16 protein-coding genes are annotated in these 24,030 nt (G+C 60.1%); 2 read left to right on the forward strand and 14 right to left on the reverse strand.

Features of this window, described 5'->3' with window-relative positions; all coding sequences use genetic code 11:
* The first annotated feature begins 194 nt into the window (after nucleotides 1-194).
* Nucleotides 195-2,246 carry a hypothetical protein gene (locus tag BM400_RS20015; RefSeq protein ID WP_089843227.1) on the forward strand — a complete coding sequence of 684 codons (2,052 nt, stop codon included), beginning with the start codon at nucleotides 195-197 and terminating at the stop codon, nucleotides 2,244-2,246.
* A 235-nt stretch (nucleotides 2,247-2,481) separates the two neighbouring features.
* Here BM400_RS20015 and pyk read toward each other — a convergent pair whose 3' ends face one another.
* The 7 genes from pyk to BM400_RS20050 form a co-directional block, all read right to left on the reverse strand.
* Nucleotides 2,482-3,999: a pyruvate kinase gene (gene pyk / locus BM400_RS20020; RefSeq protein ID WP_089843230.1), complete on the reverse strand. Its 1,518-nt coding sequence runs from the start codon at nucleotides 3,997-3,999 to the stop codon at nucleotides 2,482-2,484.
* 110 nt (nucleotides 4,000-4,109) lie between these two features.
* Nucleotides 4,110-5,033: a YihY/virulence factor BrkB family protein gene (locus BM400_RS20025; RefSeq protein ID WP_089843234.1), complete on the reverse strand. Its 924-nt coding sequence runs from the start codon at nucleotides 5,031-5,033 to the stop codon at nucleotides 4,110-4,112.
* Entirely contained in the window at nucleotides 5,021-5,605 is a 585-nt protein-coding gene (locus BM400_RS20030) for a thioredoxin family protein (protein ID WP_089843237.1), read from the reverse strand. The genes BM400_RS20025 and BM400_RS20030 overlap by 13 nt, the downstream gene beginning before the upstream one ends.
* 80 nt (nucleotides 5,606-5,685) lie before the next feature.
* Nucleotides 5,686-6,858 carry a VWA domain-containing protein gene (locus tag BM400_RS20035; RefSeq protein ID WP_089843240.1) on the reverse strand — a complete coding sequence of 391 codons (1,173 nt, stop codon included), beginning with the start codon at nucleotides 6,856-6,858 and terminating at the stop codon, nucleotides 5,686-5,688.
* 46 nt (nucleotides 6,859-6,904) lie between these two features.
* A complete protein-coding gene (locus BM400_RS20040; protein WP_089843243.1) occupies nucleotides 6,905-7,807 on the reverse strand; it encodes an alpha/beta hydrolase in 903 nt (300 codons plus the stop codon).
* A 30-nt stretch (nucleotides 7,808-7,837) separates the two neighbouring features.
* Nucleotides 7,838-8,026 carry a hypothetical protein gene (locus BM400_RS20045; protein ID WP_089843246.1) on the reverse strand — a complete coding sequence of 63 codons (189 nt, stop codon included), beginning with the start codon at nucleotides 8,024-8,026 and terminating at the stop codon, nucleotides 7,838-7,840.
* A 21-nt stretch (nucleotides 8,027-8,047) separates the two neighbouring features.
* Complete coding sequence (locus BM400_RS20050; RefSeq protein ID WP_089843248.1) at nucleotides 8,048-8,470, reverse strand: DUF6979 family protein; 423 nt, start codon at nucleotides 8,468-8,470, stop codon at nucleotides 8,048-8,050.
* Nucleotides 8,471-8,545: 75 nt separating this feature from the next.
* On the opposite strand from BM400_RS20050, the gene BM400_RS20055 reads away from it, so the two are divergent.
* Nucleotides 8,546-11,041: a zinc-dependent metalloprotease gene (locus BM400_RS20055; RefSeq protein WP_089843250.1), complete on the forward strand. Its 2,496-nt coding sequence runs from the start codon at nucleotides 8,546-8,548 to the stop codon at nucleotides 11,039-11,041.
* Between the two features lie 62 nt (nucleotides 11,042-11,103).
* Here BM400_RS20055 and BM400_RS20060 read toward each other — a convergent pair whose 3' ends face one another.
* The 7 genes from BM400_RS20060 to rplA all read right to left on the reverse strand — a co-directional run bounded on the left by BM400_RS20060 (nucleotide 11,104) and on the right by rplA (nucleotide 24,025).
* Entirely contained in the window at nucleotides 11,104-11,526 is a 423-nt protein-coding gene (locus tag BM400_RS20060; protein ID WP_089843253.1) for a helix-turn-helix domain-containing protein, read from the reverse strand.
* Nucleotides 11,527-11,672: 146 nt separating this feature from the next.
* A complete protein-coding gene (locus BM400_RS21795; protein ID WP_141224018.1) occupies nucleotides 11,673-12,332 on the reverse strand; it encodes a hypothetical protein in 660 nt (219 codons plus the stop codon).
* Between the two features lie 99 nt (nucleotides 12,333-12,431).
* Nucleotides 12,432-16,622, reverse strand: a complete 4,191-nt coding sequence (rpoC, locus tag BM400_RS20065) for a DNA-directed RNA polymerase subunit beta' (protein WP_089843254.1) — start codon at nucleotides 16,620-16,622, stop codon at nucleotides 12,432-12,434.
* A 213-nt stretch (nucleotides 16,623-16,835) separates the two neighbouring features.
* Nucleotides 16,836-21,299 (reverse strand): DNA-directed RNA polymerase subunit beta, encoded by a 4,464-nt coding sequence (gene rpoB, locus BM400_RS20070; RefSeq protein ID WP_089843258.1) that lies wholly within the window; start codon nucleotides 21,297-21,299, stop codon nucleotides 16,836-16,838.
* Between the two features lie 721 nt (nucleotides 21,300-22,020).
* Nucleotides 22,021-22,395 carry a 50S ribosomal protein L7/L12 gene (rplL, locus tag BM400_RS20075; protein WP_089843261.1) on the reverse strand — a complete coding sequence of 125 codons (375 nt, stop codon included), beginning with the start codon at nucleotides 22,393-22,395 and terminating at the stop codon, nucleotides 22,021-22,023.
* Between the two features lie 150 nt (nucleotides 22,396-22,545).
* Complete coding sequence (gene rplJ / locus BM400_RS20080) at nucleotides 22,546-23,229, reverse strand: 50S ribosomal protein L10 (RefSeq protein WP_089843264.1); 684 nt, start codon at nucleotides 23,227-23,229, stop codon at nucleotides 22,546-22,548.
* Between the two features lie 85 nt (nucleotides 23,230-23,314).
* A complete protein-coding gene (gene rplA, locus BM400_RS20085; RefSeq protein WP_089843267.1) occupies nucleotides 23,315-24,025 on the reverse strand; it encodes a 50S ribosomal protein L1 in 711 nt (236 codons plus the stop codon).
* Between the last annotated feature and the right edge of the window lie 5 nt (nucleotides 24,026-24,030).

Here is a 24,030-nt window from a genome sequence, read left to right on the forward strand (position 1 = left end):
CCCAGGAACGATCCTTTTCTGAAGGAATACGCAAAGATCGTGAATTTTTATTCTGCGGCTTTCCCCCGTTTCGAAGTTATAGTGGATGCATCGGTAACTTACGAAAGAATTTTTTTTTGGCGCTCTAGGCAGCCCAACGTATCATCTGGGCATCACAACTTTCGATATCCCCGCTTTACATTCCAGGAGTTCCCATGTATCGATTTTCCCCGAAGTTCGCTCTCCGGCACGCTGCCCTTACCGCGTCTGCAGCGGCAATCGTCTGCCTTTCCGGATGCGCAGGCATCTCTGGAACGGCCGTCCCCAGCAGCCTGACCACCACGATCCCCGCGGGCTCGGTGCATGGTGGACAGCAGCCGATCCTCGGCGCCCACGTTTACCTGATGGCTGCCAACCTCACGGGTGGTTACGGCAGTGCATCCACCTCACTGCTGCACGCCGGCGATCCCGGAACCGCAACCGATACCGTCGGAACGTACGTCACGACCGGTGTCAACGGTGATTTCAACTACGGCGGCACCACCGCCACCTGCACACCTGGAACCCAGGTCTACCTGCTCGCCACCGGCGGTAATCCCACCGGCCTCGTAGGCGGCGCGGTGAACGGCGCGATCGTACTCACGGCTGCTCTCGGCGACTGCGCCACCATTGGCTCCACCACCTTTACCAGCATTAACGAAGTGACGACGGCCGCCATGGCCTCCACGCTGCAGCAGTTCATGGTGGATGGCACGCACCTGGGTACCACCGCCACCAACGCCACCGGTCTGGTCAACGCCTTCAAGACCATCGCCAACCTGGTTGACCCCACCACCGGAACCGCGCTGGCCACCACCCCCGCCGGCAACGGCATCGCTCCTCAGGCGACGCTGAACACACTGGCCAACATCATTGCCCCCTGCGTCAACTCCGGCTCGGGAGCAAGCTCGACCTGCCAGGCACTGTACAGCGCCACCACCCCCACCGGTTCCTCCGTGCCGACCAACGTGTTCACGGCCGCTCTCAACATCGGAGCCTTCCCGGCAGCCAACGTCAACAACCTCTACACCCAGGCAGCGGCAACGGCTCCCTTCCAGCCCGCGCTCACCACACAGCCGAATGACTTCACCCTCGGCATCACCTACTCGCCCGTTGCCACCACCATCACACAGCCCGGTCCGGTTGTCGTCGACGGCAGCGGAAACGTCTACTTCACGAGCTGCCAGTCCTGCCTCACCACCCCCCCGGCAACCCCGATTGACACCGTGGTCAAGTTCGGTCCCGATGGCAGCTTTATCGGCAGCTATGGCGCCGGTGTGCTTCACTTCCTCCGCGGCATCGCACTCGATAGCACCAGCTCCAACCTGTACACCCTCAACCAGACCACCACCCTGCACCCTGCCGATGAGCTGATCGCTGTCAGCTCCACCGGTACGCCTGGAACCCCGATTGCCAACCCGCACTTCGGAACCAACTCTGTCCAGGGCATCACCTTCGATCAGCCCGGTAACATCTGGATCACCGCCGTCAGCGGGATGTACAACCCCGGCGGCGGAAATACCCAGATAGGCGGTACGGTCATCGACATGAACACCAGCGGAACCGAGCAGACCGGATCGCCCTTCAACCAGGCCACCTACTCTGCCTCCAACCTGTCCGCTGCGGGCCCTGCTGCCGTCGCAACCGATAACTCCGGCAACGTCTGGGTCCTCGGTTCGGGCAACAACTCGCTGCTCAAGTTCAACGGTACCGGCACCGCAGGCACCTTCACCACCAAGTACACGCCCACCGGCTTCAGCACTCCTCTTGGCCTTGCGATCAACGGCGGCAACGAGCTCTGGATCACCGAGAACAACAACACCCTGAGCCACATCTACGGCTACAACGGTGCCAACGCCAGCGGCAGCCCCCTCTCTGCTGTCGGTCTCTATCAGGCCCAGCTCCTCGCCACAGATGGCGCAGGTCAGGTTCTCATCCCCAACTGCCGCCTCGGTTGCGCAGCAGGCGGTAGCGGGAGCACCGCTCCCGACAACCTTCTTCGCCTCTCGGCAACGGGAGCTCCCAACACCGGCGGTTCCGGAGCCAACTATGGCGCTCAGATCGCTGGCTTCGACGGCCCCGGTGCAGCGGCTTCCGATGCGTCCGGCAACGTCTGGGTCACCAACAGCGTCAACGGAACCCTGACCCAGGTCATCGGCTACGCGGCTCCCACCATCGTGCCGCTCTCGAAGGCGACCTCGACCGGATCGCTCGGTCAGCTCCCGTAAACCAGACCGCAGCACAAACCAGACGGGCCGGGCGCCGAGGGATTCTCCTCACGCCCGGCCCTCTTCTTTTGCCCCATGGACGCTTCACAAGCCTGGTTGCTTCACCCCATAATCCGAAGCACCACCAAGCGAATCTTTACGTCATCACCCCGGAAGGAAGTTCCCCCCCTCCCCACAAAAACAAATGGGGCGGATCGGGTTAGAACCCGATCCGCCCCATCCACCCGCAACGTACCTAAGCCTTCTTCTTTGCCTTGGCCTTCTTCGGCTTATCGTTGTCCGTATCGCGATCCCCAACCATATGCAGGCGCATGAAGTTCGTCGCGCCCGATCTCGTCCGCGTTCCCGCCACAATCCCGACAACCTGTCTCTTCTGCACGTAGCCGAGCTCTTCCAGAATCTGCTCCGCCATGCTCACCAGCTTGTCGGTATCCTTGAAGCGGTCGCATAGAATCGGATACGTCCCCCACAGCAGCATCGAGCGGTTGATCACCTTCTCGTAGGGGGAAAGCGCATAGATCGGCGGCTCCGGCCTGTACTTCGACAGCAGCCTGGCGGTGCTTCCCGACTCCGTAAAAATGGCAATCGCCGACACATCCAGATCCTCCGCCGAGTGCGCCATGCACTCGCAGATCGTCTCCGCCACCGAGAGCTTCGCGCCTCTGGGCCTTGGGTGCTTCGGCATGGGGTCGATCCGAATCTGCTCCTCCGTCTCCGTCACGATCTTCGCCATCATGGCCACCGCATGCACGGGGTACTTGCCCGCCGCCGTCTCGCCCGAGAGCATGACTGCATCCGTGCCGTCATAGATCGCATTCGCCACGTCCGAAGCCTCCGCGCGCGTGGGCCGCGGATTGTCGATCATCGACTCCAGCATCTGCGTCGCCGTGATCACGGGCTTGCGATACTCCGCCGCCCGGCGAATGATGTGCTTCTGGATCGCCGGCACCTTCTCCGGAGGAACCTCCACACCCAGATCACCACGCGCAACCATGATCGCGTCCGCAACTTCCAGAATAGAATCCAGATGCTCGATCGCCTGTGGCTTCTCGAGCTTCGCGATCACCCATGCATCCGAATTGCACGCCGCGATTCGCGCCTTCACATGCCGCACATCGTGCGCGGTCCGCACGAACGAGACCGCAACCGTATCCACGCCTTGCCCGATCGCGAAGATCAGATCTTCCTCGTCCTTCTCCGTCAGCGACGGGACACGAACAGGAATCCCCGGAAGATTGATGCCCTTGTTCTCGCCCAGCGTGCCGCCATTGATGATCTCGCAGATCACGTCCAGCCCGCTCACACGGTCTACCCGCAACTCGATGAGTCCGTCCGAAAGCAGAATCCGCGCGCCCGGCTCAAGGTTCTCGGCCAGCGTGAGGAAGGTGGTCCCCACCTCCGAGGCGGTACCGGCGATCTCTCGCGGCGTAATGGTCAGCCTCTTCCCTTGAACAAGCTGTACGGGCTGGTGGTCCTTCAGCTTGCCCGTGCGGATCTTCGGACCCTGCAAATCGGCCAGGATGCAGATGGGCTTCTTCTCTTCCTTCGCCACCGTCCGCACCATCTTGATCAGCTCGGCCTTCTGCGCATGCGTTCCATGCGAGAAGTTCAATCGGGCGACGTCCAAACCAGCCCGTACCAGCTCACGAAACACTCCGATGCTGCTGCACGAAGGTCCAAGCGTTGCCACAATCTTCGCGCGACGCGCACGTTCCGAACCGACCAGAGATCCATCTACCGTAAAAGTACCCATAAGAGCTCGCTGCCAATCTTTCCAGCCATCTCGCGATGGTCTAACCAATAGTTTGCCGTCGAGTCATTCTACAAGCCCAACCCCTCATTGCCGAATAGGAATCGCCACTGCTATGTTTTATCCGTGAAAAACTGCGCGTTGAACTCTGCCCCGCACAGCACGCTCAACGAGATGATGTAGAGCCAGAACAGAAGAGCGATTCCCGCCCCCAGCGACCCGTACACCTGCCCATAGTTCGCATACCGCGTCACATACAACCCGAAGAACAGTGTCGTCAGAAACCACATCCCCGTCGCCATCGCCGCGCCCGGCAGGGTTCTGTGCCATGTCTGCTTGATCGGTGTCCCCAGGTGATAGATTGTGGCAATCACCCCCGTGCTGCCCAGCAGGGCGATCGCCCACCGAATCATGAGAGCTACACCATACACAGGGGTCCGCACCGAAGGAGCCAGAAAGCCCACCAACCACATCGTGAAGAAATGTCCAAACACCACGAGCAGGCTCGCGACACTCAGCGGCACCAGGGAAAGGGGGACCAGCGAAAACGCCCTCCACCGCCTCTGCCAGAATCCCCAACAGTCCATCGGAAGGTCGTACGCACGCCGAAAACCTTCCATCAGCGTCGCAATCACGCTCGACGCTCCCGTCACCGACACCAGGGCCGCCAGCAGAATCGCCCGTGTCGACTGCGCGCTCTTAGGATCCGTCGCAAAGTAGGTCTGCAACAGAGGAATGACATCCGACGGCAGCACGCGCTCGAAAAAGTGAGCCAACTGATACCGCAACGGCGCACTATACGGCAGCAACTGCACCACCGCCGCGGCGACAATCAACGCAGGAAAAAGCGCAATCATCGCCGAGTAGGCAGCCGATTGCGCCACATTCAAAACGTCATGCTCGACCGACTTCATCGTCGTCCGGCGCACCACCGATCCCAGCCACAGGATATGCCGCACGCGCCAGGCCCTGACCGTGCTGACCGACAGCCGAAGCCACCGCACGCCGACCGGTAGAGGGTTCTTCAGGCCTTCCATCGGTTCAAAAAGTCCGTCACCGAGGCCGATTCCATATTCCGCATATTCTCAAACTCGCCCGCCGTCTGTGAATGAATCAGCTTTCCCTGTGCATCCAGAACCGCGAGCGCCGGAACGCCCTTCTTCAGCGGCACCTCATACTTCACCGCGACATCGTGGTTGTCCTCCATCGCGTGAGTGACAAACACATGAACCAGCACGAAGTTCTCTGCCAGCAGAGCGTCGTTCGGGGCCTGGTGAAAATAGAGATCGAGCACCTGGCAGTCGCCGCACCAGTCCCCGCCAAAGTCGACGATCACCCGCTTATGCTCGGCCTTCGCCTTCTTCAGCGCAGCCGCGATATCCACCCTCGGGTCCGCGCTCTCGTCGTAGATATGGTTCCTCGGCAACACACGAGGGGCCGGAGCTTCAGCCTGCGGCGCAGCGACTGGAGCAGTCGACGGAGCGTCAACAGCGGCCGTGCCGCTCTTATGCAAGAAGAAGAACGTAGCAGCCGCAGCCACAAAGGCCAGGACGACAATCCAAGGCAGCGGATTGCCTTTACGAGGAGCTGGTTTCGAACGAGATGCCATGCCCCGAATTTTATACCGCCAATGAACCCGGTGCCCCAAAACTCGCCTCCGGGAGGCAGGTCAATCCCCGCCATCGAGGCCTAGTTGCCCGTGTAATACCCGTCCCGCGTCTGCACCGCAAGCTTCTTCTTCTCTGCGTCCTTCAACGCCAGCGTGATCTGGTGATAGCCATCCGCAGCCGTCTCCTGGTCCGGCGTAAATCCAAGCCGGTACTGCGCCCTCAGCTCCTGGCCAATCTGCGTATAGATCTGCTCGACTGTCTGCTTCTTCGAGATCTCAAACAGGCGTCCCCCCGTCTCGTCGGCCATCCGCTGCAGGATCTTCTTGCCATCGACCTCACGGTTTCCGCCGCCGCCGCCCCCGCGCTGGCCGCCGCCACCACCGGGATAACCTCCCCCGCCACGTCCACCGCCGCCCCCTGGAAAACCGCCTCCGCGTCCTCCCGGGAAGCCAAACCCTCGGTTTCCACCGCCACCACCGCTCTCCTTGCCCTTAAAGTAGATCGCATAGACGATCGTGTCGGCTCTCTGCGCTGCCTCCAGGCTCTTCGTCAAACTCTCCTTGCTCCCGTTATCCACGCCATCCGAAAGAATGATCACAGCCTTCCGGCCCTTCTGCTTGCCCGTAATCTCATCCGAAGCAAGAAACAGCGCATCGTACAGAGTGGTTCCGCCGTGTCCAGCCCCACCGCCGCGTCCTCCACGCCGCCCCTGCCCGCTACTCTGGTCATTTGGATCGTTCGAACTCCCGGTGTTATTCGGGTCGTTTGTGCCCTGCCCTCCGCCGCCCGTGTTGGCCGAGTCGATCTGCTTCAGGGCCGCCTGCAGCTTCGGCTTGGAGCTCGTCAGATCCTGCAAAAGATCCGTCTGCCGCGCAAACTGAATGACGAACGCCTTATCCTTCGTTCCGGTCAGCATCTGCTCCAGAAACGTCGTGCTCGCTGTCCGCTCCTCATCCAGCACCTCGCGCTGGCTCTGGCTCGTGTCGACCATCAGCCCTAGAATCAGCGGAATATCCTTGTCCTGGTCGAAGTACCGGATCGCCTGCGGCTTCCCATCCACCGTCAGGGTAAAGTCGTCCTTCACCAGATTCTGGATCAGTGCGCCCTTCTTGTCCCTCACCACCACCGGCACATTCACCAGCTTCGCCGCAACCGAAAGCGTAGCCGTAGTAGCCTGTGGAGTCTCCGCCGTCTGCGCCTGCAGACCGCATACACTGACCAGGACCAAACTCACCACAGAAAGAAATCGCATGTTGCGATAGACGCGTTTTTGCGGCCGGAGTTTCTCCTGGATCGCCCTACTCGCCCATCCATCCGTGCAACTGCATCCAGTGCTGCAGCAAAATGGGAAAGACCGAGACCTCTGCCGCATCCTTGATCCCCTGCCCCATTCCCGTCCCATGGACGCCAAGCTCGAAGATGTGCAACTCCACCGGAATCCCCGTCTGCTGCAAGACGTCGTAGAACGCCGTTGCGTTCCGAGAGTTCACCTTCTGATCCGCCGTGGTCGAGTAGATAAACGAAGGCGAATTGTCTTTCGTCACATGCAGTACCGGAGAAATCGCGTCGATCTGCATCTGGGTCGCATGCGCTCCCAAAAGCCCCGGCATCACAGGTTCTGGTGTAAATCCCTTGTCCATCGAAAGCCGCCCATACGAGAGAATCGCAAAGTCCGGCCTGTCTCCCAGACGGTCGATCGGATCTTGCGCAGAGGCATCGCCTCCATCGTGGATCGAAGCCATATAGCCCGCCAGATGTCCTCCCGCCGAGAATCCCCACACCCCAACCTTGCCCGGATTGATCCCCAACGATGCCGCCTGACTCCTCACCCACCGCACAGCCCGCGCCCCGTCCAGCATCGGTGCCGGAAACTCATACTCCGGTCCCAGCCGGTACTGCAGCACAAACGCAGTCACGCCGTGCTCACTCAGCCACCGCGCCTCCACCCCGCCTTCCTTCTCCGTCACCAGCGCCGTATACCCACCACCGGGCATCACGATCACCGCAGTCCCCGTAGGATTCGCCTTGGCAGGATAAACATACAGTTTGGGAACATCGCCATCCGCCGTGCCATGCGCGCCGGGAGCCCCGTTGGGCCAAAGCGTGACCACCCTGCTGAACCCTACCGGAGGAGGAGTCACATGAGGCGTCTGGGCAGAAGCAGCGGCAACCAGAAAGAGGAGTGAAAGGAGAGTTTTCATGGCCCCGCCAGCATACTCCACTCGAGCCGATCAGTTTTGGCTGGCGTGGGTCACCTTCGTCCGCATCACAAGGTGACCGCCCTCTGTCCTCACCAACAGAAGCGAGGCACCCAGCAGCACGAGAACAAAAACGGCCGATCCGATGACGATCGCCTTGAAGTTGGGGTGCTTCCACACACCGGGTGCGCCTGCTGGATGCTTCTGCTCGGACTCGGACATGGGTCGCCTCTTCTCTCGTTCTTATTCCTTAGAGTCCGGCGTCACCTTAGGAGTTGTAGCGGGCTTCACGATCAGGCCATTCTTCCAAAGCGCCATCACCACATCCATCTGGCTCTGGTGCTCCGTTCCATCGCCATTCGTCACCGCCGCCCACAGCGATGAGACCGAAGTGTGCGTTCCCGCCACCAGCAAAGCCGACGCCGCAATCGCATAGTTCGCATTGTCCCGCGTAGCCCCATATTTGCCCGCCGGAATTCCCTTCACCAGCCCCGCATCGCAAAGCCCCAGAAATGCTCCCTTGGGAGCCGTCTTCCTCTGCGCCTTCTCACTCGTCGGATAGAGCGTCTTCGTAGCCTGCGCCCACCGCTCCCCCGGCGTAATCTGCTTGCCGTAGGTCTCCATCCGCACCGCCATCAAAGCCGCCTCACCATACCTGTTCGCCATACATCTCCTCGCGTAAACCTCAAGTATAGGCGACCGCAACAGCGCCTGCCCGTACCTACGTGCTACAACAATCCCATGCGCCCCGCACTCTTCCTTCTCCTCCTATCTCTCCCCGCCGCAGCCCAATCCCCCAAGCCCGACTCCCCCGCCCCCACCCTCGCCGAGAAGACCAAACCCATGCAGCACATGCCCGGCCTCCTCCCCCTCGATTGGGACGCAAAATCCGGCACCCTGTACCTTGAAATCCCCCACTTCGACGCTCGCGGCCACTCCCCCGACCTTCTCTACACCCACTCCCTCCCCTACGGCACCGGCTCCAACGACCTCGGGCTCGACCGCGGCCAGACCGCCGAAGGCATCATCGTCCACTTCGAGCGCGTCGGCCCCAAGGTCCTCCTCGTCCAGCCCAACCAGGACTTCCGCACCTCCTCCGCCGACCCCGCCGAGCAGCTCGCCGTCCGACAGTCCTTTCCCTCCTCCATCCTCGCCGGCTTCAAGGTAGCCGCCGAAGACCCCGATGGCGCCGTCCTCCTCGACGCCACCGACTTCTTCCTCCGCGACGCCCATCAGGTCACCGAGTCCCTCACCCGCGCCCAACAAGGCTCCTACAAGGTAGACCCCGCCCGCTCCACCATCGACCTCACCAGCACCAAAGCCTTCCCCCGCAACACCGAGGTCGAAGCCATCCTCACCTTCACCACCGAAGGCCCCCCCAAAGGCCGCTTCGTCCGCGACGTCACCCCTGACCCCCACGCCCTCACCCTCCACGAGCACCAGTCCTTCATCGAGCTCCCCGGCCCCGGCTTCACCCCGCGCCGCTTCGACCCCCGCGCCGGATACTTCCCGTCCTCCTACCGCGACTACTCCGCCCCGCTCGGCGACGCACTCGACCAGCGCTTCATCCTCCGTCACCGCCTCATCAAGAAGAACCCCGCCTGCACCAAATCCTGCGAAGCCGTCACCCCCATCCAGTACTACATCGACCGCGGCGCACCCGAGCCCATCCGCACCGCCCTCCTCGACGGAGCCCGCTGGTGGGATCAGGCCTTCCAGGCCGCCGGCTGGGCCCCCGGAACCTTCCGCGCCGACATCCTCCCCGCCGACGCCGACCCCATGGACATCCGCTACAACATCGTCCAGTGGGTCCACCGCTACACCCGCGGCTGGAGCTACGGCGAGGCCATCGCAGACCCGCGCACCGGCGAAATCATCAAAGGCAACGTAACCCTCGGCTCCCTGCGCGGCCGCCAGGACTACCGCATCGCCGAAGCCCTCCTGTCCCCGTACGTCTCCGGCCGCCAGATCACCCCAGCAAACGACCCCATGCTGGCCATGGTCCTCCAACGCATCCGCCAGCTCTCCGCCCACGAGATCGGCCACACCCTCGGCCTCGCCCACAACTTCGCCGCCAGCGCCTTCCCCCACGTCCCCACCGAGTCCGTCTCCGTCATGGACTACCCCCACCCCTACATCACCCTCGGCCCCAACGGCATCCCCGACCTCTCCCACGCCTACGGCGTCAACATCGGCCTCTGGGACAAGGTAGCGATCGACTACGGCTACCGCGCATTCCCCGCCAAAACCGATGAAAAAGAAGCCCTCAACCAGATCCTCACCGCCAGCGCCAAAACCGGCCTCCAGTTCATCACCGACGAAGACGCCCGCCCCTTCTCCGGCGCCCACCCCAACGCTCACCTCTGGGACAACGGGACTGACCCATCCGAAGAGCTGAACAGAATCATCGGCGTCCGCACCGCCGCCCTCGCGCGCTTCAACGAGAACGCCATCAAGCCCGGCACCCCCATGTCCGAGCTCTCCGACACCCTCGTCGTCCTCTACCTCCTGCACCGCTACCAGACCGAAGCCGCCATCAAACAGATCGGCGGCCTCGATTACCGCTACAACCTCCGCGGCGACGGCCAGCCCAACCCGCAGATCGTCGACCCCGCCGTCCAGCAAAAGGCCATCACCGCCGTCCTCAAAACCCTCACCCCCGACTTCCTCACCCTGCCCGAGTCCCTCCTGAAAGTCCTCCCGCCCGTCCCGCCCGGCTTCCCCCGCACCCAGGAGTCCTTCCCCTCCGAAACCGGCCTCACCTTCGACCCCATCGCCACCGCCGAGTCCGCCGCCGACCTCACATTGGAAGTCCTCCTGGACCCCGCCCGAGCCTCCCGGTTAGTCCAGTACCACATGCGCGAGCCCAAAGCCCCATCCCTCCGCGGTCTCCTCGAGTCCATCAGCAAAACCACCGCCGAGCGCCCCGAGGGCGGCCACACCATGTCCTCCGAGGTCGAGCGCGCGGTCGAGTTCCGAGCCCTAGAAGCCATGTTCAAACTAGCCGAAGACCCCACCGCCAGCACCCAGGCCCGAGCCATCGCCCAGTCCCACATTAACGACGTCTACAAGGCCTTCACCACCGCCGCCCCACTCACCGACACCGCCGAAGCCATCCACCGCACCGCCATGATGACTCGCATAGCCCAATACCAAAAAGACCCCACCAAGTTCACCCCCACCAAGCCCCAGGAAGCCCCACCCGGCATGCCCATCGGCGACGACGAGAGTATGTAAAGAGAAACGGGGCGATAGAGAACTTCTCTATCGCCCCGCATTCATTTGCAATACTGCTGATCTCAAGCCGTCTTGCTGTGCCCAACGCCTTGCCGCAGAAACACAGCCCCCGGCACATGGAAGCGCGCACTCAGCTTCTCAATATGTCCCAAGGTGAGCGGTCGCTTGCCGGCGAGTACCAAAGAAACCGTACTCTCGCTCCCAAGCTCACCAGCAATATCCCGCTGCTGAAGTCCATTCTGATCGAGCAGAAACCGCAGTACATCCACCGGAGAGGCCTCCGGAATCGGATGCCGCTCACTCTCATACCGCTCCACTAGAAAACTCAGAAGTTCAATCGCCTTCTCCTCTTCGTCTGTCAGGTCTTCTTTGCCCGTGAGATGAAAGAGCGCATCGGTGTACTGAGCCAACTGCTCGTCGGAATGGATGACGTGCGGAGCGCCCATCTTGATCAGCTTCGCCGGATTCGCAAGTGTTGTGCTCATTGGCTTCCAAACTCCCTATCCCAGTTTCGACGGCTGTCGTATTGCTTATGCGTCAGAAAAGACCGGATATAGATGTGCCCTTGTGTTCTGCGCCTATCTCCTTCCTTCGCTCGATGCCAACCCGGCTATATTGGTGGAGCTAAGGATCAAGAGTGTGCAGTAATCGTAATTGTGTGCTTGCCAGGTCCCACGGGATTGAGCTGTAGTAGAGGCTTCAAGATGAAGTTAAGATCATGCTTAATTGGAACTTCAAATCGCTGATACGTATAGGTGCCGAAAAGCCGTCGTGGTGGAGCCCCGTTCTTCATCGTAAAAATCATCGTAATCGGTGTTGATTTAACGAGTGGTGCTGCATGAAGTACAAAGAGACTATGGGTCAAACCGTGAATCCCGCTAGTTATAGTCGGAATCTGATCTACTTCGCTTCCGATCCCCTCGAAAAGACAAGTCGTGTCATCTAAAAGGGAGATACCAGTTATACGAAGGACACCTCCGACATCGTCTCCCCCGACGACCACACGATGATCGACAATAGTTGAGGGTAATTCAATCTCAATATTCACTTCATCAAGTGCCTCACTTTGTGTGCCAAACTGTGCCTGATATACGGTGCAGTTCTTATTTTGAGATATCGAAGATATAGCTTGCACGTTTGGAGCACTGGTTAGCTTAGTAATGATCCAGCTTCTTGGAGAGATAATACCGAGCACATAGCCCAAGAGCCAGAGAAGTATCCACTTACTGGAGGCGGCGACGATGTCCCCGAGACCCTTGCTCGGCGGAACCTGTTTTTTACGTGAAGTCATTGAACATTAAATCTACACTCTAAACTGAAGAAAACGGGCAAGCTCTCTCGAGCTTGCCCGTTTTCTTGTTGCCTTCGAGCGATCCGCCGTAACGCGAAGTTACTCCGCGGCCAGCTCTTCCTGCTCGCCTTCCATCCGCATCTGCTCCAGCTCGCGCTCTTCCGCTTCGATGGCCGCAGTGACCTCCTGCTGAACCTGGGCAGCCGCTTCTTCCAGCTCCGGAGAGAGCTGAACATTGCGGTAGTACTCCATGCCCGTTCCAGCCGGAATCAGACGACCCACGATGACGTTCTCCTTGAGTCCACGCAGCGTATCGATCGAACCATTGATCGAAGCTTCCGTGAGCACACGAGTCGTCTCCTGGAACGAAGCAGCCGAGATGAAGCTGTCGGTCGAGAGCGAAGCCTTCGTGATACCGAGCAGCAACGAGCGGCCAATCGCCGGACGTCCGCCAGCCATCAGCGTCTTCTGGTTCTCCGCGTTGAAGCGGAAGCGATCCGTCTGCTGATCGACCAGGAACGCCGTGTCGCCGACATCCTCGATCTTCACCCAGCGCAGCATCTGCCGGACGATCGTCTCGATATGCTTATCCGAGATCGTTACGCCCTGCAACCGGTAGACTTCCTGGATCTCGTTCACCAGGTACATCTGCACGGCGCGCTCGCCAAGCACTTCGAGCACATCATGCGGGCTGCGCGGTCCATCGATCAGCGGATCGCCTGCACGCAGACGCTCGCCTTCCTGGACGTTGACATACACACCACGCGGCACCGAGTACTCTTCTTCCTGCCCGTTGTCCGCCGTGACGTATACCTTGCGCTGTCCCTTCGACACTTCTCCGAAGCGAACCACACCGTCGATCTTCGAGATGATCGCCGGATCACGCGGCTTGCGTGCCTCGAACAACTCGACGACGCGCGGCAGACCGCCCGTGATGTCCTTGGTACGAGTCGTCTCGCGAGGAATCTTCGCCAGCACATCGCCCGGGAACAGCTCGTCGCCATCCTGCACCATAAGGTGAGCACGCGAAGGCATGAGGTAACGCTTGTTGCCCGATGCCGACTTGATGATGATCGCCGGCTGACGCTTTTCGTCGGACGAATCGGTCACAACGAGACGCGAAAGACCCGTCACCTCATCGACCTCTTCGTTCAGCGTCACGCCTTCCTGCAGGTCCTTGAACTGGACCGTACCCGCAATCTCGGTCAACACCGAGAACGTGTACGGATCCCACTCGCCGAGCACCGTGCCCTGCTGAACCTGCGCGCCATCTTCGACCCGCAGCTTCGCGCCGTACACGATCGCATAACGCTCCTTCTCACGGCCCTTGTCGTCGATGACGGCGATGGAACCGTTACGGTTGAAGGCCACCAGACCACCGGTGTTCGAACGAACCGTCACCAGGTTGATGAAGCGAACCGAACCGGCGTTCTTGGCTTCAAGGTGCGAAGCATCCGAAACACGCGAAGCCGTTCCGCCGATGTGGAAGGTACGCATCGTGAGCTGGGTACCCGGCTCGCCGATCGACTGCGCCGCGATTACGCCAACAGCCTCGCCCATCTCGACCATCTTGCCCGAGCCAAGGTTACGGCCGTAGCAAAGGATGCAGCATCCGCGCTTCGATTCGCACGTCAGCACCGAGCGGATCTTCACCTTCTCGATACCGGCCGCCTGAACCGCGCTTGCCTTGTCCTCATCGATCTCTTCGTTGATCTCGACGATCGTCTTGCCCTCGAAGTCCTTGAGCTTCTCAAGCGACACGCGGCCAATGATGCGGTCGCGCAGCGGCTCGATGGTCTCGCCGGCTTCGATGATCGGCATCACATAGATGCCTTCAACGGTGCCGCAATCGTAATCCGAAATGATGACGTCCTGCGCCACGTCAACCAGACGACGCGTGAGGTAACCCGAGTCAGCCGTCTTCAACGCCGTATCCGCCAGACCCTTACGAGCACCGTGCGTCGAGATGAAGTACTGCAGAACGGTGAGACCTTCGCGGAAGTTCGCGGTGATCGGTGTTTCGATGATTTCGCCCGAGGGCTTCGCCATCAAACCACGCATACCCGAAAGCTGACGAATCTGCTGCTTCGAACCACGCGCACCGGAGTCGGCCATGATGTAAATCGGATTCATGGCGCCGTCCTTGTCGGCCTGCTTCATGTTGTTGAACATCTCATCGGCCACGCGCTCGGTCACCGTCGACCACAGTTGGATGACCTTGTTGTTACGCTCACCGTTGGTGATCGCACCGTCAAGGTACTGCTGCTGCACGTTGATGACCTGCTTCTCTGCATCCGAAACCACGGTGTACTTCGAATCCGGAATGACCATGTCATCCAGTCCAACCGATAGACCCGACTTGGTCGCATAGCGGAAGCCAAGATCCTTGATGCGATCCAGAGCATGCACCGTCACCTCAAGCCCAAGGTTCAGGTAGAGGTAGTTGATGAGCTGTCCGATGCCCTTCTTCTTCAGCAGGCCATTCACATAAGGCATGCCTTCAGGCAGCGAATCGTTCAGAATCGCGCGGCCCACGGTCGTCGAGATGAACTGCTTGTTGAACTCGACAGCCTCGGTGTGCGTCAGATCCTGATCGTCGTACGCGGTGGTCATGTCCAGCACCTTGCCGGTATAGCGAAGACGAATCGGCGTCAGCGTCTCGACAGCCTTCGCTTCGAGCGCCATGAACACCTCTTCGATGTTCGCGAACACGCGGCCTTCACCCTTCGCGCCAACCTTGGCCTTCGTCAGGTAGTAGAGACCAAGCACGAGATCCTGCGTCGGAACCGTGATCGGCTGACCCGACGCGGGCGACAGAATGTTGTGCGAAGCCAGCATCAGCACCGAAGCTTCAATCTGCGCTTCAGGGCTCAGCGGAATGTGCACAGCCATCTGGTCACCGTCGAAGTCGGCATTGAACGCCGTGCAGACGAGCGGATGAATCTTGATCGCCTTACCTTCCACCAGCACCGGCTCGAAAGCCTGAATGCCCAGACGGTGAAGCGTAGGAGCGCGGTTCAGCAGAACCGGATGATCCTTGATGACCTCTTCCAGGATGTCCCACACGATGGGCTCCTGCATCTCAACCATCTCCTTGGCCTGCTTGATGGTCGTGCAGTGGCCCGTCTGCTCCAGACGGTGATAGATGAACGGCTTGAACAGTTCGAGCGCCATCTTCTTCGGCAGACCGCACTGGTGCAGCTTCAGCTCGGGACCAACCACGATGACCGAACGGCCCGAGTAGTCCACGCGCTTACCGAGAAGGTTCTGGCGGAAGCGGCCCTGCTTGCCCTTGAGGGTGTCGGAGAGCGACTTCAGCGGACGGTTGTTCGCGCCACGCAGCACACGGCCACGGCGGCCGTTATCGAACAGCGCGTCGACAGCCTCCTGCAGCATGCGCTTTTCGTTACGCACAATCACTTCAGGCGCATGGAGGTCCATGAGCTTCTTCAGACGGTTGTTACGGTTGATCACGCGGCGATACAGATCGTTAAGATCCGATGTCGCGAAGCGACCACCATCCAGCGGCACAAGCGGGCGAAGCTCAGGCGGGATCACGGGGATCACGTCGAGAATCATCCACTGCGGCAGGTTATCCGACTTGCGGAACGCCTCGACAATCTTCAAGCGCTTGGAGTACTTCAGCTTCTTCTGCAGCGAGGTCTCGGTCTTCATGCGCTCGCGCAGTTCAACCGAAAGCTCCTGGATCTCAACGCGCTTCAGCAGTTCCTTGATCGCTTCCGCACCCATCATGGCCTTGAAACCGGACGGGCGATACTGCTGGTCGAGCTCGCGGAACTTGGTCTCGTCCTTGATGACCTCGCGCTCCTTCACGGGCGCATCACCTGGATCGACGACAACGTACGACTCGAAGTACAGCACAGCCTCGAGCTCGCGCAGCGAGATGTCGAGGAGATGTCCAATACGCGAGGGCAGTCCCTTGAAGAACCACACATGCGAGCAGGGCGAAGCCAGCTCGATGTGGCCAAGGCGCTCACGACGAACCTTCGAGAGTGTCACTTCCACGCCGCACTTGTCGCAGATCACGCCGCGGTGCTTCATGCGCTTGTACTTACCGCAGAGGCACTCCCAGTCCGTGATCGGTCCAAAGATCCGCGCGCAGAAGAGGCCGTCACGCTCAGGCTTGAACGTGCGGTAGTTGATGGTTTCGGGCTTCGTCACTTCGCCATGCGACCACGAGCGAATCTTCTCGGGGGAGGCGAGCTGAATCTTGATCGCGTCGAAGTCGGCGATGGGGCCGGTCAGTTCAAAAGGGCTGGAGCGGAACATAGTTTGCGTCTCCGGTTTCTGCAGAAGCAGAGCAGCGGGTTGGCTGCGGTTGTGTGTTCTGCGATGACTTTCGGCGTATCGCGTTGCCGGTGGTTCTAGTACTGGTATCTTTTGTCTTCAATTGTGGTGTTGCATAATTCGTAATTTTTTTTGTTACTCACTCGATAGACTGCCCGACGGCGAAGCAACATGCTCCGCCGTCGGGGCTTAAGATCAATCGGCGGCAGCAGCGATCGTCGGCAGCGGAACCTTCTTCTGGTCAGCCTGCTTGATCAGTTCGACATCGAGGCAGAGCGACTGCAACTCGCGGATGAGAACGTTGAACGACTCCGGAACACCCGGCTCGATCGCCGCCTCGCCCTTTACGATCGCCTCGTAAATCTTCGTACGACCGAACACGTCATCCGACTTCGCCGTCAGGAGCTCCTGCAGGATGTAAGCCGCGCCATACGCTTCAAGCGCCCACACTTCCATCTCACCGAACCTCTGTCCGCCGAACTGCGCCTTACCACCCAGCGGCTGCTGCGTGATCAGCGAGTATGGCCCGATCGAACGTGCGTGAATCTTGTCGTCCACAAGGTGCGACAGCTTCAGCATGTAGATGTAGCCAACCGTCGCCGGCTGCTCGAACTCTTCGCCGAGCATACCGTCGTGCAGGTGCGTCTTACCCGAGCTGGGCAGTCCAGCGGCCTTCAGAAGAGCCTTAATCTCGGTCTCCTGCGCGCCGTCGAACACGGCCGTGCCGAACCAGATGCCGCGCTTCATACCAGCCGCAACCCGCATCGTCTGCTCATCATCCAGGTTCAGAAGCTGGCTCAAAGCAGCCGTACCGTGGAAGCGCGCCTTGAACAGCTCACGCACCTCGTTGGCAGACTCCATCTCCGCAGCAGCAGCAGCAACCTGCGCACCAAGCTCATGCGCGGCCCAGCCAAGATGCGTCTCCAGGATCTGTCCGACGTTCATACGCGAAGGCACACCAAGCGGGTTCAGAACGATCTCGACCGGCGTTCCATCCGGGAGGTAAGGCATATCCTCCTCAGGCAGAATGCGTGCGATCACACCCTTGTTACCGTGGCGTCCGGCCATCTTGTCACCAACCGAAAGCTTGCGCTTCATGGCGATGTACACCTTGACCATCTTGATGACGCCCGGCGAAAGCTCATCGCCCTTCTGCATCTTGCCGATCTTCTCGTTCGTGATCTTGCGCAGCACGTCGATCTGGCGCGAGGTCATCTCTTCGATCTCGTCGATCTGCTCGTTCACGCGAGGATCCTTGTCCGCGTAGCGAATGCGCTTCAAGTTACGCGTGGAGATCAGTTCGATCATGTCGCGATCCAGCACATCGCCCTTCGACAGAAGACGCTTGTTGGTGCGCTCATCGTGAAGATCAGCCAGCACTTCCTTCGCGCCCAGAATCGCCTCGAGACGCTTCAACCGCTCGTCCGTCAGAATGCGGATCTCGTCAGCCAGATTGCGCTCCAGCTTCTCGACCATCTCCTGCTCGATCTGCTTGGCGCGCTCGTCCTTCTCCTGTCCCTTGCGGGAGAAGATGCGGACATCGACAACCGTGCCTTCGATACCCGGAGGGCACGTCAGCGAAGCATCGCGGACATCGCCGGCCTTCTCACCGAAGATGGCGCGCAGCAGCTTCTCTTCCGGCGTCAACTGGGTCTCGCCCTTGGGCGTCACCTTGCCGACCAGGATGTCGTTATGACCGATCTTCGCGCCGATGCGGATGATGCCGCTCTCGTCCAGATCGCGCAGAGCATGCTCCGACACGTTCGGGATATCGCGCGTGATCTCTTCCGGTCCAAGCTTCGTGTCGCGCGCTTCGATCTCGAACTCCTCGATGTGAATCGAGGTGTAGTAGTCCTCGCGGACCAGCTTCTCCGAGATCAGGATCGCGTCCTCGAAGTTGTAACCGCGCCACGGCATGAAGGCCACCAGCACGTTACGTCCAAGACCCAGCTCGCCCTGCTCCGTGCATGGACCGTCCGCAATCACCTGGCCCTTGATCACGCGATCGTTCTTGCGCACGATCGGCTTCTGGTTGATGCACGTGTTCTGGTTCGAGCGCTTGAACTTCGTGAGCTGATAGATATCCGAACCAACCTCACGCGACAACTGCGTCGGGTGATGCTCGCCCTCGACCCGGATGATGATGCGCTCCGAGTCGACCGAATCCACAATGCCGTTACGCTTGGCCAGAATGACGGCGCCCGAGTCACGAGCGGTCACGCCTTCCATCCCCGTACCGACGAACGGAGCCTCGGCCACCAGCAGCGGCACCGACTGGCGCTGCATGTTGGCGCCCATCAGCGCGCGGTTCGCGTCATCATGCTCAAGGAACGGAACCAGCGAAGCCGCCACTGAAACAAGCTGCTTCGGCGAAACGTCCACGTAGTCCACATCCGACTTGTTCACCAGGACGAAGTTGCCCTGACGACGCGCATCGACGATGTCCTGCACAATGTTCAACTTCTCATCGAGCTGGATGTTCGCCTGTGCGATCGTGTGACGATCTTCTTCCCATGCCGACAAATAGAACGAGAACGGCTCGAGATCCATCGTACGCTTGCCTTCAGCCTTCAGCTTCGCATTCAAAGCCTTCGACTCGGCAATCTCAAGGTAGTCGCCCTGGCGCAGGCCGGACTCACCGGCGTTCGAAACCGCCACGTAATCCAGCACAACGCCATCCTTCACGCGACGGTACGGGCTCTCAATGAAGCCGTACTCGTTGATGCGTGCAAAGCACGACAGCGAAGAGATCAGACCGATGTTCGGACCTTCCGGCGTCTCGATCGGGCAGATACGTCCATAGTGAGTCGGGTGTACGTCGCGCACTTCAAAGCCCGCGCGCTCACGCGAAAGACCACCAGGCCCAAGGGCCGACAGGCGGCGCTTGTGCGTGATCTCCGACAGGGGATTCGTCTGATCCATGAACTGCGAGAGCTGCGACGAACCGAAGAACTCGCGGATCGCGGCCATCACCGGCTTCGCGTTGATCAGGTCGTGCGGCATCGCCGTCGACATCTCCTGATACACGCTCATCTTTTCCTTGATCGCACGCTCCATGCGGACCAGGCCGATGCGGAACTGATTCTCCATCAGTTCGCCCACGGCGCGGACGCGGCGGTTGCCAAGGTGATCGATATCGTCCACCACGCCGATGTTCTTGCGCAGCTTCAGCAGGTAGCGGATCGTCCCGTAGAAGTCCTCAGGCGTCAGCGTCCGCTTGTCGAGGCCAGCAGGATCCTGGTCCTCATACAGCTTGATATTGAACTTCAAACGGCCAACGCGCGAGAAGTCGTACTTGCGAGGATCGAAGAACATGCCCTCGAACAGAGCCGTCGCCGTATCCAGCGTCGGTGGGTCGCCCGGACGCAGCTTGCGGTAGATCTCGATCAGAGCCTCTTCCGGCTTGCGCACGGAGTCGCGGCGCAGCGTGTTCGTGATGATGTTGCCCACGTCGTCGCGCTCCGGGAAGAAGACCTCGAAGGTCGTCACGCCGCTCTGGATGATCTTGTGCAGCTTGTCCGCCGTCAGCTCTGCGTTCGCCTCATACAGCAGCTCGCCCGTGCTCATGTCGACGATGTCCGAAGCGCTCATCGCGCCATCGAACTCGCTCGTCTCCACGTCGACCGAAACCGTACCGGCAGCGCGCAGGCCCTTCAGCACCGAAGCCGAGATCTTGCGGCCGGCCACAACGATGTCGCCGATCGCATTCGCCGAACGCGTACCCTGCAGGTTCGTCAGCGTGCCTTCCGGTGTCACGTTCCACTTCAGCTTCCCGTCCACCACCTGGATCGTATCCACGGTGTAGAAGGTCTTGAGGATCTCCTCGTCCGTACGCAGACCGAGCGCGCGCAGGAAGATCGTGCCCAGGAACTTGCGCTTGCGATCGATACGCACATACAGCGTGTTCTTCTGGTCGTACTCGAACTCCACCCACGAACCGCGGTACGGAATGATCTTGCCCAGGAAGTACGTGCGGTTGTTCGCCGTCTCGAAGAACACACCAGGCGAACGGTGAAGCTGCGAAACGATCACGCGCTCCGTGCCGTTCACGATGAACGTGCCGTTCTGGCTCATCAACGGGATATCGCCGAAGAAGACTTCCTGCTCCTTCATGTCCCGCAGGCTCTTCACGCCGGTCTCAGGATCCTTGTCGTAGATCTTCAGACGGATCGTGACCTTCAGCGGAGCCGAATACGTCATGCCGCGCTCTTCGCACTCGGCCTGGTCGTACTTCAACTGCAGACCCACCGGATCGCCGCACTTGGTGCAGAAGTCGGGGGTGTTCTTGTTGTACGTGCCGCAGAAGTTGCAAAGCACATCGCCAGGGTGGAAGGGGTCGGTGATCACCATGTGGCCGCACGTCGTGCAGGCCGTACGCAGGTGGTTCAGACCCTTAAGGTAGCCGCACTTGCACTCCCAGTTGCCGATCGAAAAGTCGACAAACTCGAGCTCGGAAACGTTGCGGAAGTCGGTAATCGGAAATACGCTCGTGAAGACGGACTGGAGCCCGTTATCCTCACGTTCCTGCGGTAACTTATCCATCTGGAGGAAGCGCTCGTACGAACGGCGCTGCACCTCAATGAGGTTGGGGATCTGGATGGAAGTGGGGATCTTGGAAAAATCGAGACGGCTGCGGATCGCGCGCATTTCGCTGGGCATGCTCTCTCCTGATACTGGACATTCGAGGCCTCTCGAAAGCCATCCGCGGCATCACAGGGATGCGGATGAAACCTTTGAAAGGGTGGAAACGCTGGAAAACGCCTCCGGGTTACGTACTGCTCGATGTGCTGCTGAAGCGAATCAACCTTCTTCAGACCTTCGGGATCTTCCGTCCTCGATTACGTCAATCCCGGCACATACTCTTCACTCCGGCCTCTAGCCGGAGGGGGTAAAACCTAAACTTTTACTTTCTTTCCTGCTGACTTTGCTGCTATAACGAGTTGCATCTGGTCTGTTTTCTGCCGTATTGCTACCGTAACGCCGAGCGCTACGTCGCGATTCCTCTCGGGGATCCCGGCCGATGGGATAGAAGAGACGACAATGCGCCCGTATGGGAACATGCCCACGAGCGCAGAAACGACTCACAGATTTCAAACTTCATCGTGATAGAAATGCTTGCCACTCTTTGAGGCTCGCCCTGCCCCAAGTTCGCCGCTCGCTGGACTGCATTTCACCCAGCCTCCCCGCCGCTCGAGAGAACTGAATGGCCGGTTCCTTAGCCTGAACACTCCAGGATGAGCCGGGGTACTACGGAAGATAGGGGATACTGCCGAATCAAGAACGCCATGAGCTTTGCCGACTGCACGCCGAAGCAGAACGGGGTACTCTCCACTCAAGAGAATACCGCGTTCCGCTTCGACGTGCAAGGGGCAGGCTGAAACTACTTGATTTCGACAGTCGCGATGCCGTCGAACTTCTTCGCGATGGCAGCCGCATCTTCCTTCGAGACGTTCTCCTTCAGGGGCTTCGGAGCAGCGTCAACCAGGTCCTTCGCTTCCTTCAGACCAAGCGACGTCACTTCGCGCACAGCCTTGATGGTCGAGATCTTGTTCGCGCCGGCATCCTTCAGGATCACGGTGAACTCGGTCTTCTCTTCCACCGCAGCAGCGGCAGCGCCGCCGCCAGCAGCAGGAGCAGCAACGGCAGCAGCAGCAGCCGAAACGCCCAGGCGGGTCTCGAGAGCCTTCACGAGAGCGGAAGCCTCAAGCAGGCTAAGGTTTACGATCGAATCTTCAATCTGTTGAATGTCCATGATATTTCTCCGTTTTATCTAAATGTTGCTAAAAATTGATGATCTTGTACCGCCCGGAAACCTCTCGGACAGCGCTTCGACTAGCTCAACGTCCCCCAGGGTTTCCGTTGCGCCCAGACTGGCGCACCCACGGAGGGCTGAGCGAACTTGGGGTTAGCCTTCGACCGGATCCGAAGCCGCGGCTTCTCCAGCCTGCGACGCCGTGCCGTTCTCGGGCTGGGTCTCGGCCGCAGCCTCCACCACATGAGCCTCTTCGACCTTCGCGCCATCTTCGACCACGGGAGCGGCGACAGCAGCCGGAGCAGCCGAACCAGAGAACTTCTCCTTCTCGACGCCCTGATTGATCACCACAGCCAGATCGCGGCCGGTAGCATTGACGACCGTAGCCAGACGCTGCGCAGGAGACTGAATAAGCCAAAGCAGCTTGGCATACAGCTCTTCCTTGCCCGGCATCGTCGCCAGCTCGTTCACTTCGGCAACCGTGATCACCTTGCCGTCGATGATGCCCAGCTTGAAGGTGAACTCCGAGTTGTCCTTCACCCAGGCCGAAAGAGCCTTGGCAAGAGCAACCGGGTCGCCCGAAGTGTACGCCACAGACGAAACACCCTTGAGACCCTGCAGCGCAGCCTCAATCTTGGTGCCCGCGCTCGCCTTGGCGGCCAGCTTGTTCTTGACGACGTGATAGCTTCCGCCTGCGCCGCGAACGACCTTGCGAAGATCAAAATCCTTCGAAGCGGTCATCGCCTTGAAGGTACCGATGATGGCGGAGGTCGAGTGCTCGAGCTCGGTAGCGAGCTGCTTCACCTTCTCCGTCTTTTTTGCCCTGGACAATGCCATATAAATCCTCTTCCTATCTCAGTTCGCTCCCCAGGCTCTTCGCATCACGCGCCAGACACCCAGGAGGCCAGATCTTTTGCCGAGCTTAGTTCCTGCTCGAAGCTTCCGCGGTCGTCGTCTCAAGCGCAATGCCAGGTCCCATCGAGGAGCTCAGCGTGATGCCCTTGACGTACTTGCCCTTCGCTGCCGAAGGCTTCGCCTTCAACACCGCCGACACGATCGTCATCGCGTTGTCGACCAGCTTCTGCGGATCGAACGACAGCTTGCCCACGGGAACGTGAACCAGAGCCGTCTTGTCCGTGCGGAACTCGACCTTACCGGCCTTGATCTCGCGAATCGCACCGGCCACATCGGTCGTCACGGTTCCGGTCTTCGGGTTCGGCATCAGGCCGCGCGGTCCGAGAACCTTACCCAGACGTCCAACCGAACGCATCATGTCGGGGGTCGCGATCAGAGCGTCGAAGGCCGTCCAGCCCTCTTTCTGAATGCGCTCCACCATCTCTTCGCCGCCCACAAACTCAGCGCCGGCCGCTTCCGCTTCCTTCAGCTTTTCGCCCGAGGCGATAACGGCAACCGTCTTCGACTTACCCAGACCGTGAGGAAGAACAACCGTACCGCGCACCATCTGGTCCGCGTGACGCGGATCCACGCCAAGACGCAGCGTCAGGTCGACGGTCTCGTCGAACTTCGCGTACTTGGCCTTCTGCAGAAGGGGAACAGCATCAACGAGCGTATACGGACGCGGCTCAACCAACGCGCGCGCCTTCGCCAAATTCTTGGAGATCTTCTTTGCCATGAAAA

This window comes from Granulicella pectinivorans, from assembly GCF_900114625.1.
GTDB lineage: Bacteria > Acidobacteriota > Terriglobia > Terriglobales > Acidobacteriaceae > Edaphobacter > Edaphobacter pectinivorans.